Here is a 20,338-nt window from a genome sequence, read left to right as displayed (position 1 = left end):
TTAATGATTTTTAGGTTGTTTTTAAGCTAATCAAAGTTTTTAGTACACAAAATATATTCTTTATCAAAATTTTTTATATCTTATATTATTATTAATAATATATCTCAAATGTTAATATCTGTTATATACATTAGATTAATTATTTCTATAAAGAAATATATAAAGATTTAAATATAATTTAATAACATATTAATCCGTATATTATTCTCAATGAATATCTAATATACACTATATGTTAAATTTATACTATTTAGTACTCACTATTATAAATGATTTATTCCCGCACTTTTACTTATATCTCTTAGATTACTTAAATTATATCTTAATGTAAATAACCATCATGAAATTTGAATAATAACTCTTCCATTTGTTTATAAGCATACTCATGTCCAGGTACATTAAAAAGCACCATAAGTACCACCCACTCTAAATAATCAATATCTAAATGATCTGTATCTAATGCCATCACACGATCAATTACCATTTCTCTAGTTTCAGGAGTTAATACCTGTATTTGCTCAAGAAAAAGTATAAAACCTCGGCATGTACTATCAAGACGTATCATTTCATCAGTGGTATAAATACGCATTAGATATGGATTTGCAAATGATGTGTATGACATTGCGTTAGTTTCTTGCATGATAGCAAGTTTTTCTAACCAACCAAAAGCACTGTATATATCTTCGCGTTCAAAGCCTGCACGTGTTAAATCATCGGTTAATTTATCTTGGTCGACCTGTATGCCCAATGCAGTGTGTATGTAGGTTTCAAACAGGTACATTAATACATCGAACATGGCCATCCCTCTTCACAAGTTGGATATAGCCGCCGGATATAATGATAATCCAATATGCTTCTTTTAGGATAAAAGAATATCACAACAACTTCTACGTTAATTAATATCTAGCAAAGTTATTATTTCATATGATCTTTTTAAAGTAAATATTTTTAGTTTAATTTCTATAATTTAGATAAATATTTTATTACTGCTATTATAATATATAATTAATACTATAATAGCAGTAATAGAATATTTTTTCTAAATAATATTAGAGTTATATAAGAAAATAGCTATAATATGAAGTATCTTAGTTATATATTCAATATTTTTTTATATTGCAGTAATAATATCTTTCTGTTCTATCAGTTTTATCCTTGTTTCAGTATAATAATTCAACTTCTCTAGTTCTTTGGTAATAATATTCTGAGGCATACGATTAATCAGAGCTTTTTGATATAACCTTGTTTTTACCCGGTTAATCTCGTTTTCTACTTTAGCTATTTCTTTTCTTAGACGATTCAACTCAGCATATTTATCAAATAAGTCAGACATTGGAAAAAGTAATTCCGCACCTTCAACTAATTTAGTTATTGATAATGGTCCTTTTTCTTTATTAGAAAGTATAGTAATGCTTTTTAAGTTAGCTAATGTTTTAATAAAATCAATATTTTCTTGTACCTGTTTTTGAACTGTATCTCTACATACACGTAGCAAAAGGTCTAGTAACTTATTTGGAGTAATATTAAGTTCAGAACGAGTATTACGTACAGCTATAGCTATTTGTTTTATCCACTCTAGATCAATTAAGGATTTTTCGTCAATTTGAGCAGAATTATATTCGGGGAATTTTTGCAACATAATTGTATCAGCATTAATACCTTTTAGGTTTTTAATGATCTGCCATATAGTTTCTGTAATATATGGAATGATAGGATGAGCAATACGAAGTAAAACTTCTAGTGTAGTTATTAATGTATAACGAGTACCACGCATTTCAGCTTCAGAACTATTTTTCATAATTGGCTTAGTAAATTCTAAATACCAATTACAGAACTGATTCCAAGTAAACTCATATAAAATATTAGCAGCTAAATCAAAACGGTAATTATCTAGCGCTGTTCGGTATACCTGTATTGTCTGATTAAGTTTAGATAAAATCCAGCGATCAGCTAAAGACATTACCATTGATCTATTGTTTAAACCACAGTCTTTATCTTTTGTATTCATAATTATAAAGCGACTAGCGTTCCATAATTTATTACAGAAATTACGATAACCTTTTAAGCGCTTCATATCCCAGTTGATGTCACGACTAGTAGAGGATAGTGCTGCTAAAGTAAAGCGCAGAGCGTCAGTACCGTGTGCCTTAATTCCTTCAGGAAATTGTTTTTTAGTACATTGAATAATTTTGTCTGCTATTTGGGGCTGCATCATATTATTCGTACGCTTCTCTATTAACTTTTGTAAAGATATACCATCGATCATATCTAACGGGTCTAATATATTTCCTTTGGACTTTGACATTTTCCTACCTTCATCGTCACGTATTAGACCAGTTAAATACACAGTTTTAAACGGAATTTGCGGTTTTCCATATTTATCTTTTACTAAGTACATTGTTAACATTATCATACGTGCAATCCAGAAGAATATTATATCAAATCCACTTATCAATACATTGGTTGGGTGAAAGATTTTTAGATCTTCTGTTTTTGCAGGCCATCCTAATGTGGAAAAACTCCATAAACTAGAGGAAAACCACGTATCTAAAACATTATCGTCTTGTTTTAACTCTATATTAGTACCCAGATTATTCTTATAACGTGCTTCTTCTTCATTACGTCCTAAGAATATATTGCCTTCTTTATTATACCAAACTGGAATTCGATGCCCCCACCATAGTTGACGAGAAATACACCAATCTTGAATATCACCCATCCAAGAGTAGTACATATTTTCATATTGTTGAGGTACAAACTTTATTTTACGCTGTTTAACTGCTTCTATCGCTCTTTGTGCTAGTGGTGCAGCCCGAACGAACCACTGATAAGTTAACATTGGTTCAATCACTACCCCGCTACGGTCTCCGTAAGGTACGGTAAAATAGTGAGTTTTTATTTTTATAAGTAGACCACAATCTTTACAAGATTTTATTACAGCACGGCGAAATACAAACCGCTCCATACCATGAAACTGTTCAGGAATATCTTTATTATAAATATTAGTTTCTTTACCATAAGTATCCAATATTTCTGCTTCATTGCGAATATTACCATTTAAAGTTAGTATATTAATCATTGGTAATAAATGACGGCGAGCTACTTTGTAGTCGTTAAAATCGTGTGCTGGTGTAATCTTAACGCATCCTGTACCTTTATTTATTTCGGCATATTCATCAATTATAATAGGAATTCGTCGCCCAATTAATGGTATTAATACAAATTTACCACGTAAGTTTTTATAACGTATATCTGTTGGATTCACAGCTACTCCAGTATCACCGAACATAGTTTCAGGGCGAGTAGTGGCAATAACTATATAATCTTTTCCATCTGTGGTTTTCTCTCCGTCAGCTAAAAGATAACGGATATACCACATATAACCTTTTATCTCGCGATGCTGAACTTCCAAATCTGAAATTGCAGTACATAATTTTGGATCCCAATTAACTAAACGTTTACCTCGGTAAATTAAATTTTCTTCATAAAGACGCATGAAGACCTCTGTTACTGAGTTAGAAAAACCATCATCCATAGTAAAACGTTCTCTATCCCAATCTACGGAATTTCCTAGACGACGCATTTGACATGTAATATTGCTTCCAGATATTTTTTTCCATTGCCAAATTTTATCTATAAAAGAATTACGTCCATAGTCATGTCGTGTTTTTCCTTCTTCAGCAGCTATTTTGCGTTCAACAATCATTTGGGTAGCAATACCAGCGTGGTCAGTACCTACCTGCCACAGAGTATTTTTACCTTGCATACGTTGATAGCGAATTAGTATATCCATTATAGTCTGCTGAAAAGCATGCCCCATATGTAAACTTCCGGTAACATTTGGTGGGGGGATTATAATACAAAAGCTTTCTTTACTAGTATCTCCATGTGGTTTAAAATATCCTTTTTTCTCCCACCTTTGGTATAAAGTTTGCTCAATATTTTGCGGGTTGTATATTTTTTCCATAGTTAATCTGTCTTTTGATTTTAAACAACATATTTATTGGATAATTCAAGCGTAATAACTTGAAAACCTATTTTGCGATAGATTTTATAGCGTTCTCTTGCTAACTGTTTTAAATTATTTTCATAAGGAACAAAGTCTATTACTTCATTGAAATTAGTAATAAAATCTACACACTCATGCTGTAAGCAGATCATTAGTTCTTTTGGTATATTATTATTGTTTCCTGGCCACGATAATACTATTGGAGCTCCGTAATATGGACCCTCACCAATAAGATTATGTGGTAAAAATTGATATGGCTTACGATCCCATAGTGCGTTATCTAGTTTTACTGCTTGATCTTTGTTTTTACAGGCAATAAAAATGCTTTTTCCTAAACGCCATTGTTCAGCCGCAAGATCACAAGATAACTCTTCCATAATATCGAGAGCACCATTAATTTGATTAGATTCTAGAATATGAAAGGTTGCCTGTTTCATGATATGATTTATCCATCAACTCTCATACTGCACTTGTAATTTATTAAAATGAATGCAACATGGGGATCTTTCGTACAAAAAAGTATTGTAAAGTATACTAAATTAAATATTTTTTAATGATCGCTCTTTATACCTGCACGGTTAAGTAAAAACTGAGATAACATAGCAACTGGACGGCCTGTTGCTCCTTTAGATTCACCAGTACTCCAGGCAGTCCCTGCTATATCCAGATGTGCCCAGACATATTTTTGAGTAAATTTAGAGAGAAAGCATGCAGCAGTAATAGCTCCTCCGGGTTTCTTACTAATATTTGCTATATCAGCAAAGTTAGAATCTAACTGATCCTGAAATTCAACTGTCATTGGTAATATCCAGGCACGGTCATTTGATTGTTCTGATGCATAAATCAGTTCTGAAGCTAGTAAATTGTTATTTGACATCAATCCAGTAAAATGATGACCGAGAGCGACTACACAAGCTCCAGTTAATGTTGCAATATCAATCACTAATTCTGGTTCGAAGCGTTCAACGTAGGTTAAAACATCACAAATAACTAATCTACCTTCAGCATCAGTATTAAGCACTTCAACAGTTTGGCCATTCATTGTAGTTAATATATCCCCCGGACGATAAGAGTTTTCATTAATCATATTTTCACAGCCAGCTAATATACCAATAATATTTAGTGGAAGTTTTAATTTAGCGGCAATAAGCATAACACCGTAAACTGAAGCAGCACCACACATGTCATATTTCATTTCATCCATATTTTCAGGAGTTTTAATCGAAATACCTCCGGAATCAAAGGTTAACCCCTTTCCTATTAATACTATTGGTTTAGCGGTGCCCCCTTCCCCTTTATAATGAATAACTGACATCAGTGATTCATTTTGTGAACCATTTCCTACAGCCAGATAAGCACTCATGCCAAGTTCTTTCATTTCTTTTTCGCCGATTAAAAAAGTGCTAATCTTAGGTTTGAAGCTATCGGCTAATTGTTTAGCGTGTAATGATAGATATTTTGCATTACAAATATTTGGTGGCATATTACTAAGATCTTTAGTAGCTGTTATACCAGAAGAAATAGCTAAACCATGTTTAATAGCTAATGCAGCATCATTTAATTCGTGATTAGTTAAAACATTGAATACTATTTCATGTAGTACACATATTAATTTAGATTTTTTACTCTTTAATTGCTCAAAAGCATAAAGCGTCTCTTTTATTGTTTCTACTGCAATTCTCACTTTCCAGTAAGTATTGCGTTTTTTTAAATGTAGTTCAGTAAGAAAGTAAAATGTTTTCGTTGAACCTATATATTTTAGTGTATTAATAGTTTTTTTAATTATTTGTTTATATAGACGCTCGTCTAATTCTGCTTCTTTTCCACAGCCAATTAGCAATACCTGTTCTGGTATAACGTTAGGTATCTTATATAGTAATAAGGTTTGACCTACATTCCCTTCTAGTGCGCCACGTAGTAATATAGAGCTAATATATCCATTACTAATTTTATCTAACTTTTTTGCTATGGGAGATAGTTTTCTTGATGCGAATATACCTATTATCATGCAATCTCTTGACTGATATTCCAGACTATTTATTTCTGCACTAAACTTCATGTGCTCTCCTATTGTAAAATAGTGTCTTTAGGACAAAGCCAATATAATACCTTACAATATATCAACTATACTGATAACTATTATTTCTAGCTAAAGTAATATATATAAATTTACATAATACAATATGTTATATACTTACTAGTATTACTTGTATTTTTTAAATGCATGTCATATTAAAGCGGTATTCAAACTTATTTAAACAATTCATATACATATTGTTTTATTAGGTTTTTCTTAAACTATTTAATATAGCATGTTTTTGATATTAGGACTATAAGAATGCACTACTGATTAAATTGTGATATACAATGATGTAAACTATGCTGTTATAATAGCTTGTTATAAAGTATTAGTAGAATTTTTCTTTTAAAGTATTTATAAAATAAGGTTAATAATTTAAAGTACTATCTAGCGTTTAAGATTGGGTATATATAAATAAAATACATAATATTAAATAAAGATGAATAATGTAATTGATTATTATTTAGGATTTTACAGTACAATATCTGCGTATTATTTTACATTTCTATTCTTAGTTTTTTCTATCTTTAATCAAAAAATAAAAAATTAAAAAATATAGATAATAATTAATATGGTATAGAATATTTTTCTTTCTTATAAATAATAACTTTAGGAAAAATAGTCATTGTCTTTAATTATATTAATCTTATAAACATTATTTGCTTTAGATGCGTGTTTTATATATGAATATAGTAATGCATATAAAAAATTTTATATCATTTTAGTTATATTGCTTTCATTAATTATATAACCATTATCTATTATAATAGATATTATCTAAATTTCTATTATAAAACAAGTTTGATAGGCATAAAATGTGATTATTACTAGATATCTAGTACGTGAAATATTGAAGAGTCAGGTTTCTATTTTATTAATTCTATTACTGATATTTTTTTGTCAAAAGATAATAAGAATACTCGGGGCGGTAGTTGATGGAGAAATTCCTATAAATTTAGTATTATCCATGCTCATATTGGGGGTACCTGAATTAGCTCAGCTTATTTTACCTTTAAGCCTTTTTCTTGGGTTACTAATGACATTAGGTAAACTATATCATGAAAGTGAAATTGTAGTAATGTATGCTTGCGGTTTAGGAAAAGGTGTTATAATTAAAACCGCAATGTTGCTTGCCTTAATAACTGGAATATTTGCATCAATTAATGCATTTTGGATTAGCCCATTGTCATCATCTTATTTATATATTGTTATGGCTGAAGCCAAAGCTAATCCTGGTTTAGCATCTATGGTTGAGGGACAATTCCAATCATCAAAAAATGGTAACTATGTACTTTTTATAGGAGATGTTAAGGGTAAAAAATTTAAAAATATATTTTTAGTTCAGTTTCATTCTAAAAACATACAATGTTCATCTATTATAGTGGCGGATACTGGACATATAGAAAGAAGCTTGGATGGTTTTCAACAAGTATTACTAGATACCGGTACTAGATATGAAGTAACGATGTTATTACAAGATTTTCGTATTACTCATTTTATGAACTATAAGGCAATTATTGGACATCAAGATGTATCATTAAACTTAAATAACGCTGAACAAGCTACAATGAGAGCACTATGGCACTCTAAAGAAAATAACTTTCGTGCCGAACTACACTGGCGTATTACTTTAGTGTTCTCTGTTTTTGTTATGGCATTAATCATAATTACATTAAGTGGAGTAAACCCCCGAGAAGGACTTGGTATTACTCCACTACCTGCAATTTTACTTTATCTTATTTTCTTTCTATTACAAAGCTCGCAGCGTTCTAACGCTTCTAAAGGTAAGATTGATCCATTTATTGGGGTATGGGTTATAAATATGTTATACCTATTACTAGCAATTATACTAAATATTTGGGATACTTTGCTTATACGTAAGTTACGTGCAAGAATTACTGGGAAAAGAGTAATCTGATGCTAAGAGTATTGGATCGTTATATTGGTCGTAACATTTTTAATACCATAATGATAACTCTTTTTATGATCGTTTCATTATCAAGCATTATAAAGTTTATTGATCAACTGCGTAAGGTTGGACAAGGTCACTATTCTGCATTGGATGCTGGTTTTTATACTTTATTAAGTGTACCAAAAGATATTGAAGTTTTTTTTCCAATGTCTGCTTTACTTGGGACCTTATTAAGTTTAGGTATTTTAGCGCGATATAGTGAGTTAGTAGTTATGCAATCTTCAGGTTATACCCGCTTACAAATTTCTTTTTCAGTTATGAAAACTACAATACCTTTAGTGATATTAACTATGATTATTGGAGAATGGGTTGCTCCTGCGGGTGAACAGGCTGCACGTAACTATCGCGCTCAGTGTATATACGGGGGTTCCTTACTTTCTACTCAAAACGGGCTATGGGTTAAAGACGGTAATGACTTTATTTTTATACAGCATATTACAGGTGAGAACTGTATTCAGGGTATTAGTATTTATAGTTTTAATGATCAACATTATTTAAAAAAAATAGTACATGCCAACTCAGCAATGTTTGAAGGACATTATTGGAAGCTATCACAAGTTAATGAGTTTAATTTTACTAATATTACAAAAATCACTAATTTAAAAAATATCAGTGGTATCTGGCAAACTAATTTAATTCCTGATAAACTGTGTGTAGTTGCAATGAATCCCGATTCTCTCTCTATTAGCGGTCTTTATAACTATGTCAAGTATCTTAAAAAAAGTAGACAAGAATTTGCACGTTATCAGTTAAAGATGTGGAATAAAATATTTACTCCGTTATCTGTTGCCATTATGATGCTTATAGTTCTCTCCTGTATTTTTGGTCCTTTGCATAATGCTTTGATAAGTGTAATAGTATTAACCGGTACTAGTTTTGGTTTTTTGTTTTATATATTAGATAATATTTTAGGATCATTATGTTTAGTGTATGGTATTTCACCAGTGATTGGTGCATTGTTACCAAGTTTATTATTTTTTTTAATCAGTATTTATATGTTATTTAGGAAATGTTAAAATCATGTTATAAAAATTATAAATTATTAATGAAATATTTTACGATATAGTGTAAGATAAAACATAATCTTTATAATTATATAAGTATACATTAACTTTTTTGCTACAAATAATTTTAGATCTAAAAATATTACAGATAAGATATTTAATTATATTTGATTAAGTAAATATCATTTATTATCTAATGTTTCTTATTTAATTAATGCTTATTATTGATGGATTTAAATTAAATCAGAATTAGAATAAAAAATGAGATAAGTTAATGTATTTATGTATTTTTTTAAAATTATTATAACAACTTAAAATTATTTTTTATCAGAAAATTATGATACATGCACTAGTTACTCAAGATTCTCGCATAGCATTAACTGAAAGTATTATTAAAGCAAAAATAATTAAAAAACTATCATGGCAAGATATTGCTGATGGTACTAATATGCATGTGATGTTTGTCACTGCAGCTTTGCTAGGACAGCATTCTTTACCAGAATTAACTTCAAAAAATATTATACAAAAATTAGATTTACCATTAGCAGCGGCATCTTTACTTCAGGCTGTTCCTATTCGTGGTTCTATACCACAAGGTATTCCAACTGACCCTACTATCTATCGATTTTACGAAATATTACAAGTTTACGGTACTGCGCTAAAAGCGTTAATACATGAGCAGTTTGGTGATGGTATTATGAGTGCAATTAACTTTAAAATAGATATTAAAAAAATAGAAGATCAGGATGGTGGTGCTCGTGCTGTTATTATCTTTGATGGCAAATTTTTACCAATAAAACCATTCTAATCTTAGAGTAATATAAAATAATCTCTAAACTTAAATAGTTTAATAGATTATTATAAATATTTTATTTTATTTAAAATAATAACAGAAAAGATTAATATTAATGAGTTATTACTATCATTAGTAGATATAATTATTTTAAATGTAGTTATATTCTAATATATAGATTTTGTTGTAATATTAGATATTTTATTAATTTCTTATATTTTATCTTTAATTATATAGTATCTAGCTCTTATTGATTATAATAAAATATTTTAAATGTATATATAGTTATATTGTTTTTTAATTTTAGACCAAACTTAATACACCGAATAATATAATATTATTTATTATTAATATTAATTTTTTAAATCTAAGATAACAAAAATATAAATAGCTTAATTATAAAGAATATATACTTCTATTTACGTAGAATATAAAAATCTTTATTTAGATTAATAATTTCCATACTCATTATGAGAATTATTAATCTATAATATCGATAGATTATTAATTATTAGAGTTATAATAATACATTATATAAAATTATATTATTAATTACTCAAATTAATATAGCAATATTAATATATATTCTATAATAATACTTTATTAATATAATAAAATTAATACTTGTTAATAACAAGTATTATAGTATATATACTATGATTATATCTATTTTTATAAATAAATATTTATATAAAAATCACCTTTCAGGTATATTAAGATACTTATTGTCTTACTTAATATTATTTTTTAGAGTATTATAAATATTATTTTTTATAATTTAAAAGAGGTAGTGAATATTAGGTATTGTATTATTGTTAAATTGATCATTTTATTAATCTTTTTGGTATACTTTTAGTAAAAGTAATTTACTTAGTAAGTTTATACATAATATCATAGCAAAATTATTTCGTATTTCAAAGAATCAGTAAAAAGATACCAGAGAATATTTATAAATAAAAACCTGGATTAAATAAAATTTCATCTTTTGTATATTATTTTAATCATTTGTACTATTCAGAAATGATTGTAAATCTTTTTTCAATAATGATATCTCGTCAGCATATTGATCTTTTCTTTTAGAGTCTTCTATTAATTTTACAATAGCACCTGAAAGCGTAGTACTAAATTTATTAGATAGTAGAGATAGTTGGTACCAAACTGTATATTCTAAATCAATTGATTTTTTACGTTGATGTATATGCTCAGCATTAAAGTAACGTTTACGACGCGCGCGAATGGTTTGTTGTATTTTTTTTTTCAGATCAAAGTTCATATGGTTTCTGATCCATTCTTGAGTATATTCAGGTGTATCCTTATATTTTAGTAATATATTAATAGACTCCTGGATCATATTTGTTTCCAGATAACGAGTAATAGACTCGCCTTCATAGTGCTTCTTTACCAAGTATTTCCACTTCCATTGACTTTCCATATACTCAATTTGTTGGTATTTCATTTATATTATCTACAGTATAATATGGTAATTTTATATTTAAATACAACTCATTTAAAATTACATCTTACTTCTCTAGTATTATTACTAAATATTTATCAATTAGATTCATTTAATATATTAAACAGCAAAACTGCATATTCAAAATATATAAGTAAGGAGTATTTTATTTTGATCCACAGTATGTATCTTGTATAATTTGAATATACTAAAATTAGTTAGTTTACTTGATAATCCATTATAAATAATCCATCAATTGTTTATTTTTTGCTATTAATAATGCTTTTTAATAAACTATTTATTTTCTAAGTTAATACCATTTAATATTAAATTATACATTTTAAATGAAATATGTTTTTAAATCAAATCATATTATTAAATACAACTATTGCATTAAATCATGTATAATCCAGCATACTCATGCTAACAAACTGAAATTAATAATTAGCGTGATCAACTCAGAATATAAATACGCTATTTTTTATTTAGGATTATTATAGTTATTACAATACTACAAGCAAGTAGCATAAGAATTAGTTAATTAATTAAGATACTTTGGTATAATAATGGATTTTATAATAAATATAAAAAACTTATATTAGCATAAATAAAAAAGTATATTTTAGGGAAAAATTTTATGCAGAGATATTTGATTAATATATAAAATATATATTTATATTAAATAAATATTACTTCTGTTTAAGATTGTATCTTAATCCTCAATAGAGCACAAGACAAGGAATAAAAAGTAAAAACATATAAAGTATTTCCTTTATATATAATAATATTTTATTTAATAATATTAAAGTAAATGAGAATATAATTCTCAGGATATTTTATTTAAAATGTATCCTTTATATGTATAAATATTATAAAACATCATTAATCTGGTAAGTATAGTTAAACTTATTATTTTAATACTAAATTGTAGATATATTTGTTTATTACTTAATAAGTATCTTTTATATATTTATTGTAATATATAAAACAACAAAGCTTATAGAAACGTTAGTTATGTTATATACTAATATCTTATATCAATTAGAGAATATTTTGAAATGACATTTTTAAAATTTATAAAATACTTATTCAAACCTAACATATGATATCTTAATATACCTATATTAATTTTTTTTCTTACTTATACCTTAAATAGACATCTTCATTATAATTAGTAATTTAATTTTGATGTAATACATTTTATTAGGTAAAAATTTATATTTAAATCTTTGAATAGATATTTAAAGATAAAATCCTAGTATTGTCTCATCTAGTAGAAAGTAATAGAATTATTATTCGTATAAATAACTAAAACTTGGATAATATTTTATATATCAATAATATATTTTAATAGTAATTACTTATTAAAGTAATCACTAAGTATTAAGTATATCTTTAAAATATAATTTATAGATTAAAATAGAACATTTTAATCTATAAATTATAATATATTAAGGAGTTAGTATCTTAGGATATTTAATTATATATTTCAAGTTTAGTATTAGTAATAATATAAAGTAATCAAGCTGTGATAAAATGTATTTTTATAGTTTATAGAATTATATTAAATAGTTTTTTATGTATAAAAGTGTATGTAATGTTTTATTCATAATAATTAGAGGTAAAAACTAAGTGCTTATATTATTTAACTAATATTAATATCGCAAGATAACTTATTAGATTAATAAAGATAATAAAGATTTATGATCTTAATCGTAGATATTAAAATTTAGGAAATATTATAGAATTAATTATAGTATTATAAGGAATTAAAGTATATCAATAAACTAGTATATAAGTACTTTAGAGTATTAAGCTAACACATACACATAGTCTCTATATTGTCATTTTATTTATATTATTACTTATAATTTGTTATATTTTAAACATAAATAGAAATATTTTTGTTAAAACTCAATAAATACTATTTATTTTAACCTTAAATTGATAGAAATATCTTATGTTTTTATTTGTAAAATACTATTTAAATATATTGTCACTATAACAATATATTATTGGTATTACACAGGAAATATTAATCTTTATTAAATTTAATAAAGATTAAATTCATAGTTAAGGTGAAGTCAATATATATGAAATATATCAGAATATTTATTGATATTTATAAATTGACTAATATGCATATTAATTACTATCTACAGTTTAATACTATTACTAAATATATTAGAAATATAACTATAATGAATATATAAAAATTATAATATATACTCATATTATGTCTTTAGATCTATATTTGATATGAAATATAATTTCATATAGAAAAAATTTTAGTGTATATCACATAAAAAAAGTAAATAAAAAATAACTTAATATTTAAAGTACTTTACTTGTTGTAATATCTCACCTAAAAGTAAAAATGCAATTAAAAAAATAATTTTTAATGAAAATGTATAACACTGTTTAAAGGGTTGATTATATATTTTCTGTATAATTTTAAGAGTTTTCAGGGGTTATATTTATAACAAATATAAAAATATAATAGAATATTTTTATATTAGCATACTAATTATTAATAATAACTGTAAAACTAATAGAGTAATTTTTTTTATTAATTATAAATTAACTAATTTTATACACTAAAAATATTTAGTTAAAGAAAAATAACGTTGTAAGTAAACAATGGTTTTATATTTATATAAGTTAACACAGAATACCTGTATATATTAATATATCAACAATAAAATATTTGATTGATTAAAAATTTTTATAAAATTAATTTATTAGATAACTTTTTATTACACTGTAATTAATAGATATTAAAATAAGTAACTATTTACTTTAAAAAATTTAATAAATAATTGATATTAAATATCATTTTGTATTTATATTATTCTCAGTAATAATTTTAGCTACTTTATTAGCTTGAGAATTTAGATTAATTTTTATATATGCATATTGCATTAAAGGTAATGCATTACGTACTGCTTGGGTATTTGGATAGTTACGTAACATCATCTCTACACGGTTAATAGTAGCAATATAGGCTCTGCGTTTAATGTAATATCGTGCAACTGATAGATCATATTTAGCTAAACGTTCCATTAAGTATATTAGTCTGCGAATAGCATCTGAAGCATACTCACTATGCTTATAGCACTTAATAAGCTTACTAAAATCTTGGAACGATTGCTCAGCATATTCTGGATTGCAATCAGAACGATCAATACCAAAAAATTCTTGTAGTGTATTTTCATCCATGGCCATATCAATAAGGCCACGCATATAAAAAATATAATCAATATTAGGATGTGATGGATTTAAACGTATAAAACGATCTACATATGTTTGAGCTATAAGAAAATTAGATGATTTATAATAAGCATAGATTAAATCTAACTGAACTTGTTGGGAGTAAGGTCCAAAAGGATAAGCATTATCTAACAATTCTAGTTGCTGAATAGCAGTTTTAAAGTTACCTTTCTGTAAATTAGTCTGTGCTGTAGTATAAGTTATAAAAAAAATATGATTACTAGTTAGTTTTTGTTTGCTATAAGAACAGCCTATCAATACTATGCTTAATGTTACAATAGTTATTAAGCATTTTATAAATATCATAATATTTAATAATCCTTTTATTATTAAAGGAGATACTTTATAGATTTTATCATGAAAATCTTTAAAAAAATTCAAAAGTAATACTTAATAACATTATAAACTAATTTAAAAGCGTATATTATATATTAAATTAATACTAAAAAATAATAAATTGCAGTAATGTACTAAATAAAATTTTTAACTAATTTTTATAGTTACTAACTATTTAGAGTTAGATATTACAACAGTAATTATCGTTAATTTTATTTAGTACAGAAACTTTAGGGTAGTATCCTTAATTATAATAAAAATTTTCATTATATTATTTATTAAATCTTTTAATTTTTAAATTAAAATCTATTTATTAATTATTTTATTCTTGTACTTTATTTTCTTTTGACGAGAGGATAATGCCATCAAAAGTTTATTATGAATTCCTTCAAATGGACCGTTGCTCATAATAAGAATATAATCACCTGGATGAGCTTTTTTTGTAATCATATCAACTAAAACATTAATATTTGAACTACAGTATGTAGGTTGAGCACATAATTTTGCTACTTCTATTACTAACCAAGGTATATTTTGAGGCTGGAATAAAAAAATTTCATTAGCACATCTAAGTGCCGGAGCTAGATCTTTTTTATATATACCCATTTTCATAGTATTAGATCTAGGCTCAAGTACAGCAAGAATGCGTGCTTTACTACCTACTTTGCTACGAAGAGCATTAAGAGTAGCTATTATAGCTGTTGGATGGTGAGCAAAATCATCATAAACTTGCACTCCAAAAGCTTCACCACGCAATTCTAAACGATGACGAGCATTGATAAAATTTACTAATGCATCGCAAGCTTTAGTTGGTAATACTCCAATATATCGGGTTGCAGCAATAGCCATAAGACCATTGTTTATGTTATAATCACCTATTAAATTCCATTTTATTTCTCCTATTATAGAACCGTTAAATAACACCTTAAAATGGCTAGTATTATTATTAATTTTATGATATCTCCAGGATCCTTTTTCTTTATTTATATACTCTTGTTTACTCCAACAACCCATTGCCATTACTTGTTGGAGGTTAATATCGTTAGCAGGTAGGATTATTAGGCCTTGTCTAGGTACTAGACGTACTAAATGATGAAATTGTTTTTGTATTGCTTTGAGGTCATCAAAGATATCTGCATGATCAAACTCAAGGTTATTAAGAATTAATATACGTGGACAATAGTGTAAAAATTTAGATCTTTTATCAAAGAAAGCACAGTCATATTCATCTGCCTCTATCACAAAAAATGGACTGCTACCCATACGTGCTGAAATATTAAAATTACCAGGAATACCGCCTATCAAGAATCCTGGTTGATAACCACACGCTTCTAATATCCATGTTATCATGCTTGCGGTTGTTGTCTTACCATGCGTGCCAGCTATCGCAATTACCCAACGATGACTAAGTACTGTATCATGAAGCCACTGTGGACCAGAAATATATGGAATACCCCTTTCTAAAATTATTTCTATGCACGGATTACCTCGTGTTATTACATTACCTACTATCACTAAATCGGGTATTGGTTTTATATGTGAAGGATCATACCCCTCCATCAGAGTAATCCCTTCTTTTTTTAGTAAAGTACTCATACAAGGATAAGTATTAACATCAGAACCAGTCACTTGATGACCTAGAGTACGAGCTAGTAAAGCAAGCCCCCCCATGAATGTACCGCAGATTCCGAGGATATGAATATGCATGTTTTTTCCATTTAATTAATAAGATTATTTTATAAAAATTATAATTATTTGAGTACTGATTTAGAGTAGGATGATTTGGTATTTTTTATAAATTTATCATATTTTATTCACAATATTAATGTATTAATAAATAAACTTATTTATATCTTTATTTATATCTAATCAGTATAAATTATATATGATTTACATATACTAAGTTATATAAAAAATAGTCTTAATTTTATTACTGGAGCATGAATGTTTACTGTTTATCACTCAAATAAATTATATTTACTAAAACAGATTATTGCGGATCTTATGATACAAGAACCACTACAAAATTTTTTTGAACAGGAAATTATTTTAGTACAAAGATTCAGTATAGCACAATGGTTGGAAATAGAGTTAGCAAAACAGCTAGGTATTGCAGCTAATATTAAATTTTTTTTATACAATACTTTTATCTGGAATTTATGTACAAAAAATATAATAGGTGTTACTAAGGAAAACTATTTTAGTACAGAGGTTATGGCTTGGAAAATTATGTCTATATTATCACAAATGCGTGGTCATAAGGAATTTAGGTTTATAGATAATTATTTATCTAATGATCAGGATCCCCGTAAATGCTTTCAATTAGCATCCTGTATTGCTGATCTTTATACTCAGTATTTAGTTTATCGTCCTTTATGGATATATGCATGGGAAAGAGGTGAGCAAGTTAAGGGTTTGAATGAATACCAACAGTGGCAGGCTTTTTTATGGATGATGTTAAAAAAATATACCGTAGATATTAAACAGTCTAAATGGCACTATGCTAATTTATATAAACAGTGTATCTCTATATTAGAGAATGCAGTACCTAGTTATAAGGGATTACCAAAACGTATCTTTATTTGTGGTAGCCCATCTTTTCCGCCAATTTATTTAGATATTTTAAAGGCATTAGGACGTCATATTGACGTGCACATGATGTTAATCAATCCTTGCCGATATTACTGGGGTAATAAAGAGGATTATATATATATAGATAAGCTTCAAAATCATAAATTTTATCGCTATATTGAATCTAATAATAAGATTGGTATATTTAATAACCCTAAAAGAGGAGTAAAACTTTTTAATTATAATAGTAAGCGAAAATTAAATAATACTTTACTAGAATCTTGGGGAAAGTTAGGTAGTAATTATATGTATCTTTTAGCTCAATATAATTTAAAGGAAGTACATACTTTTGTTGATTTATATAAAGATACATTACTAACTAGGATTCAAAAAGATATTTTAGAGTTAGAGGATTATAGTAATATTATAAATAGTATAGAAGATATTAAAAATAGAAGCAATAAAAGACTACTTAATCTAGGTGATCGTAGTATTAGTGTTAATCTTTGTCACAATCTACAACGTGAGGTTGAAGTTTTATATGACAGATTATTAAATATATTCTCCAAAGAGAGAGCTATAATGTTACGTGATGTTATAGTAATGGCTGTAAATATAGAAAACTACAAACCATATATTAAAGCTGTATTTGGTAATGCCCCGCCTGATCGTTATTTACCTTTTTTTATTTCTGATAATAATATAAGACATACTCATCAAATGAGGCAAACATTTTTAATGTTACTAAATCTTCCTGAAAGTCGTATGACATCTGAAGATATTTTAACTTTACTTGAATTACCTGATTTAGCTTTACATTTTGGTATTAGCGAAGAAGAGTTATGTATTTTACGTCATTGGATTAATGAATCAGGAGTTCGTTGGGGGTTAAATAATGATAATGTGCGTGAACTAAATTTACCAATTACAAATCAACATACTTGGCAGTTTGGTTTAACCCGTATGCTTCTTGGTTATTCCATGGATAGTAATCTTGGTGATTTCAATGGTGTATTGCCTTATGATGAATCCAGTGGTTGTGATGCAAAATTAATTGGTCAATTAGCTGATTTTATAATGAAGCTTAATACTTGGCGTATACGCTTGAGTAATGAATATAGAATTTCAGAATGGCAACCATTATATCGTGAAATACTCAATGATTTTTTCGTACAAAACAGTGAAAACCAGGATGTTCAAAACTTTATAGAGCAACAATGGCTTAAGATGATTAATGAAGTCATAAATGCAGAATATTCTCATAAAATACCAATATCTCTTATACGTGAAAAATTTATTTTATACTTAGATAATAAGTATATTAATAATGATTTTTTAGCAGGATCTATTAATTTTTGTAATATGATGTCTATGAGTTCTATTCCATTTAAAGTAGTATGCTTATTAGGTATGAATGATGATATTTACCCATACACTACTACTGCTTTAAGTTTTGATTTAATGATAAGTAATATACAGATAGGTGATCACGATTGTTTAAAGGATAACCGATACTTATTTCTTGAAGCTTTAGTTTCAGCACAAGAATATTTTTATATTAGTTATATTAGTTACTCTTTAACTGACAACAAGAAGCGTTATCCGTCGGTTATGTTAAGTGAGCTTGTTGAATATATTTCTCATAGTCACTATATGTCTGGAGATGAATCAGTAGATATAATATCTAGTGCGAAAAAGGTGAAAGAATATTTACAGATTCAACATCCTCGTGTACCTTTTGCACATGAAAACTATATTATCGGTAGTGAAATTCAGAGCTATAATAGTGAGTGGTTACCTGCTGCTCTAGGTATTGGTAAGGCACGTAAAGATTTCTCGTCACAGCTAATTATGGAAGATTTTTCTGTTATTACTTTAGATGAAATTATTAGTTTTTATCGCAATCCGGTTCGTGCCTTCTTCCAGATGCGCCTTGGCGTAAACTTTAAACTAGGAGTTACTAAGAAATTTAACGAAGAACCTTTTACATTAAATGATCTTAATCGTTATCATCTTAATAATCAGTTATTAAATTATTTAATTATAGGTAATGAAATTGAAATTCTATTCCGGCGTTTTTGTTCAGCAGGTATTTTACCATATGGTTCTTTTGGACAAGTATATTGGAATAAAGAACAAAAAAGAATGAAAAAAATTGCTGTTAAGGTTAAACAACATATTCAGCCTCAGAATGTTATTGAAATTGATGAGATAATAGGAGGTATAAGGATAACTGGTTGTTTAAAACAAGTACAAAATAACGGTTTATTACGTTGGAGTCCTAGTATACTTGGGGTAGTAGACGGTATATCGTTATGGATTGAACATTTATTTTATTGTTGGAGTGGTGGTAAAGGTAATAGCCGGTATTTCGGGAATAAAAATTCGGAATGGCATTTTGCGAATCTACTCCCTAAAAATGCTGAAAAAATATTATTAATATTACTTGAAAGTTATCGCCAAGGACGAAGCTATCCTCTTTTATTACTACCTAAAACTAGTTGGGCATGGCTGAATGCATGCTTTGATAAATGTTCAGGTTTAGTTAATTGGAATGATCAAATTCAAGCTAAGGCAAAAGTGAAATATCTTTTAGCATGGCACGGTGATCATTGGCAAATAGGTGAACGATATAATCCATATATTCAGCGTGTAATACCTAATTTAGATCATAAAAAAATATACGAAATCAAAAAATGTGCTGAACTGTATTATTTACCGTTAATACAGAATAATTTAGCTAAATAATATTTTATCTTCAGTAAGACTAAATTTGCGCAAAAAATACTTTTATTTTAAAGAGAAAATAATATGATTATTTTAACTAGATTCTCAATAACATTATTTTTT

The 20,338-nt window shown here is 27.1% G+C and carries 11 protein-coding genes; 4 read left to right on the top strand and 7 right to left on the bottom strand.

Annotation, left to right across the window (positions count from 1 at the left end):
* Positions 1 to 322: 322 nt before the first annotated feature.
* From K0T98_RS02390 to pepA, 4 genes are all read right to left on the bottom strand, one after another.
* The gene (locus K0T98_RS02390; RefSeq protein ID WP_225639265.1) at positions 323 to 796 is read right to left on the bottom strand and encodes a DUF494 family protein; all 474 of its coding nucleotides are present in this window, start codon (positions 794 to 796) and stop codon (positions 323 to 325) included.
* A gap of 315 nt (positions 797 to 1,111) precedes the next feature.
* Complete coding sequence (locus tag K0T98_RS02385; RefSeq protein WP_225639264.1) at positions 1,112 to 3,967, bottom strand: valine--tRNA ligase; 2,856 nt, start codon at positions 3,965 to 3,967, stop codon at positions 1,112 to 1,114.
* Positions 3,968 to 3,987: 20 nt separating this feature from the next.
* Positions 3,988 to 4,446: a DNA polymerase III subunit chi gene (locus K0T98_RS02380; RefSeq protein ID WP_225639263.1), complete on the bottom strand. Its 459-nt coding sequence runs from the start codon at positions 4,444 to 4,446 to the stop codon at positions 3,988 to 3,990.
* Positions 4,447 to 4,559: 113 nt separating this feature from the next.
* Positions 4,560 to 6,068 carry a leucyl aminopeptidase gene (gene pepA / locus K0T98_RS02375; protein WP_225639262.1) on the bottom strand — a complete coding sequence of 503 codons (1,509 nt, stop codon included), beginning with the start codon at positions 6,066 to 6,068 and terminating at the stop codon, positions 4,560 to 4,562.
* An 838-nt stretch (positions 6,069 to 6,906) separates the two neighbouring features.
* On the opposite strand from pepA, the gene lptF reads away from it, so the two are divergent.
* The 3 genes from lptF to cynS all read left to right on the top strand — a co-directional run bounded on the left by lptF (position 6,907) and on the right by cynS (position 9,873).
* Positions 6,907 to 8,007: an LPS export ABC transporter permease LptF gene (gene lptF, locus K0T98_RS02370; RefSeq protein WP_225639261.1), complete on the top strand. Its 1,101-nt coding sequence runs from the start codon at positions 6,907 to 6,909 to the stop codon at positions 8,005 to 8,007.
* Entirely contained in the window at positions 8,007 to 9,077 is a 1,071-nt protein-coding gene (lptG, locus tag K0T98_RS02365; RefSeq protein ID WP_225639260.1) for an LPS export ABC transporter permease LptG, read from the top strand. The genes lptF and lptG overlap by 1 nt, the downstream gene beginning before the upstream one ends.
* A 325-nt stretch (positions 9,078 to 9,402) precedes the next feature.
* Entirely contained in the window at positions 9,403 to 9,873 is a 471-nt protein-coding gene (gene cynS, locus K0T98_RS02360) for a cyanase (RefSeq protein ID WP_225639259.1), read from the top strand.
* Between the two features lie 982 nt (positions 9,874 to 10,855).
* Here cynS and matP read toward each other — a convergent pair.
* The 3 genes from matP to mpl form a co-directional block, all read right to left on the bottom strand.
* Positions 10,856 to 11,314: a macrodomain Ter protein MatP gene (gene matP, locus K0T98_RS02355; protein WP_225639258.1), complete on the bottom strand. Its 459-nt coding sequence runs from the start codon at positions 11,312 to 11,314 to the stop codon at positions 10,856 to 10,858.
* 2,829 nt (positions 11,315 to 14,143) lie between these two features.
* Complete coding sequence (bamD, locus tag K0T98_RS02350; RefSeq protein ID WP_225639257.1) at positions 14,144 to 14,887, bottom strand: outer membrane protein assembly factor BamD; 744 nt, start codon at positions 14,885 to 14,887, stop codon at positions 14,144 to 14,146.
* Positions 14,888 to 15,223: 336 nt separating this feature from the next.
* Positions 15,224 to 16,624 carry a UDP-N-acetylmuramate:L-alanyl-gamma-D-glutamyl-meso-diaminopimelate ligase gene (gene mpl, locus K0T98_RS02345; RefSeq protein WP_225639256.1) on the bottom strand — a complete coding sequence of 467 codons (1,401 nt, stop codon included), beginning with the start codon at positions 16,622 to 16,624 and terminating at the stop codon, positions 15,224 to 15,226.
* Positions 16,625 to 16,861: 237 nt separating this feature from the next.
* Here mpl and recC point away from each other — a divergent pair, with 237 nt between their 5' ends.
* Positions 16,862 to 20,236: an exodeoxyribonuclease V subunit gamma gene (recC, locus tag K0T98_RS02340; RefSeq protein ID WP_225639255.1), complete on the top strand. Its 3,375-nt coding sequence runs from the start codon at positions 16,862 to 16,864 to the stop codon at positions 20,234 to 20,236.
* The last annotated feature ends 102 nt before the right edge of the window (positions 20,237 to 20,338 follow it).

It is taken from the genome of Candidatus Profftia sp. (ex Adelges kitamiensis) (genome assembly GCF_020342455.1).
GTDB lineage: Bacteria > Pseudomonadota > Gammaproteobacteria > Enterobacterales > Enterobacteriaceae > Profftia.
This window is presented reverse-complemented; position numbering and strand designations above follow the sequence as displayed.

Coding starts and splice junctions, on each gene's coding strand:
- K0T98_RS02390 (WP_225639265.1), bottom strand. CDS start 796: ATGTTCGATGTATTAATGTACCTGTTTGAAACCTACATACACACTGCA.
- K0T98_RS02385 (WP_225639264.1), bottom strand. CDS start 3,967: ATGGAAAAAATATACAACCCGCAAAATATTGAGCAAACTTTATACCAA.
- K0T98_RS02380 (WP_225639263.1), bottom strand. CDS start 4,446: ATGAAACAGGCAACCTTTCATATTCTAGAATCTAATCAAATTAATGGT.
- pepA (WP_225639262.1), bottom strand. CDS start 6,068: ATGAAGTTTAGTGCAGAAATAAATAGTCTGGAATATCAGTCAAGAGAT.
- lptG (WP_225639260.1), top strand. CDS start 8,007: ATGCTAAGAGTATTGGATCGTTATATTGGTCGTAACATTTTTAATACC.
- cynS (WP_225639259.1), top strand. CDS start 9,403: ATGATACATGCACTAGTTACTCAAGATTCTCGCATAGCATTAACTGAA.
- matP (WP_225639258.1), bottom strand. CDS start 11,314: ATGAAATACCAACAAATTGAGTATATGGAAAGTCAATGGAAGTGGAAA.
- bamD (WP_225639257.1), bottom strand. CDS start 14,887: ATGATATTTATAAAATGCTTAATAACTATTGTAACATTAAGCATAGTA.
- mpl (WP_225639256.1), bottom strand. CDS start 16,624: ATGCATATTCATATCCTCGGAATCTGCGGTACATTCATGGGGGGGCTT.
- recC (WP_225639255.1), top strand. CDS start 16,862: ATGTTTACTGTTTATCACTCAAATAAATTATATTTACTAAAACAGATT.